Here is a 969-nt window from a genome sequence, read left to right as displayed (position 1 = left end):
GGGCCCGGTCGCGCGCCGGGGCCGGCCGGGTGGCGGGCCGGCACCGGGCGGCTCACCGCGGCGCGGAAAACCACCCGAACCGGTGAGCCGCTTCCAGGGGTGCCGCGGCAACGGCCTTGCTCAGGACTCGACTTCCTGCGCGAGGTTCGCGAGGACGGTGTCGTAGATGCGGCCGAGGCCCTTGGGCGCGAAGGTGCGCTCGAAGAAGCCGCCGATGCCGCCCGCGCCGTTCCAGACGGTGCTGATGACGACCTTGGACTTGCCCTCGCCCGCGGGGGTCACGGTCCAGGTGGTGACCATGGAGGAGTTGCGGTCCTTCTCCACGAGCTGGCCGTCGGTGGGCTCGGTGACCTCCAGCAGGCAGTCCCGTACGCGCTTGCTGGTGGCCTGGAGCTTCCAGTGGACCAGGGTGCCCTCGCCGTCGCCGCCCTCGCGGACCTCGTACTCGCTGAAGTGCTCGGGGAGCAGCTTGGAACGGGTGCCGGTGTAGTCCGCGAGCGTGTCGAACACGGTCTCCGCGTCGGCCCCGATGATGCGCTCCGTGGTGGCCTCGACCTGCGCCATACCTGTTCCTCCAGCAGTCGTTCTCGCTCGTCGGCGGCAAGCCAACCACCTCCGGGGCGGGCGCCCAAATCCGGGGCCCGGGGAAGCGCCCCGGGCGATCACGGGAACGTCCGTTCCCTTCGGGGGCGGGCGGGCCGGCCCGGAGGGGTCCGCGCGCGGGGCGGGCCGGACGGCCCGGCATCCCGGGTCCGCGCCCTTCGGGGCGGACGACCTGGGCCGTCGCCGTGCCGGGGCGACCCCCCGCGACACCCCCGGTACTCCATCTGCGGCCCGGGACGCGCGAGCGGTTCGCGGCCCGGCCCGGGGGGCGCCACCCCCCACCCGGCCGAGCGCCGCGCACGCGTGTACGGGGCGGGCCGCGCGCGCCGGCCCGGTACCGGCACGGGGGCGCGCGCCAAGTCCGCC

1 protein-coding gene is annotated in these 969 nt (G+C 75.9%); it reads right to left on the bottom strand.

Translation table 11 applies throughout. The features are described from left to right. Positions 1-120 precede the first annotated feature (120 nt). On the bottom strand, positions 121-564 hold the full coding sequence (locus AB4039_RS42210) for an SRPBCC family protein (protein ID WP_266843716.1): 444 nt from the start codon (positions 562-564) through the stop codon (positions 121-123). Positions 565-969 lie beyond the last annotated feature (405 nt).

It is taken from the genome of Streptomyces sp. M-16 (assembly GCF_052114405.1).
Classification (GTDB): Bacteria; Actinomycetota; Actinomycetes; order Streptomycetales; family Streptomycetaceae; genus Streptomyces.
This window is presented reverse-complemented; position numbering and strand designations above follow the sequence as displayed.